Annotated in this window: 1 protein-coding gene; it reads left to right on the top strand. The window is 36.2% G+C overall.

Features of this window, described 5'->3' with window-relative positions:
- Positions 1–3 precede the first annotated feature (3 nt).
- The gene (locus R2R70_RS21645) at positions 4–162 is read left to right on the top strand and encodes a DUF5105 domain-containing protein (RefSeq protein ID WP_410979144.1); all 159 of its coding nucleotides are present in this window, start codon (positions 4–6) and stop codon (positions 160–162) included.
- The last annotated feature ends 92 nt before the right edge of the window (positions 163–254 follow it).

A 254-nucleotide genomic window follows, 5' to 3' on the forward strand; every position in this document is an offset into this window, starting at 1 on the left:
AGCTTGAAGATATATGCGAGTGAATTTGAAAAACTTCCTCCGGCATCCAGCCCTACTGAATTTGAAGTGAAAATGAAACGTAACGGTGAAGGTCAGTGGAAAATTGATTTGAACGATTTTAATACAAAAGAATATATGAACAGTTTTATCATCACAGAATAATGTTTAAAAAAGGCGCGGAACCCTCAATAAGGTTACCGCGTCTTTTTTGATTACTATTATACAGTCGCCTCTTGCTCTTCTTTAACCGCTTT

This window comes from Cobetia sp. SIMBA_158 (genome assembly GCF_046566945.1).
GTDB classification, from domain to species: Bacteria; Pseudomonadota; Gammaproteobacteria; order Pseudomonadales; family Halomonadaceae; genus Cobetia; species Cobetia amphilecti.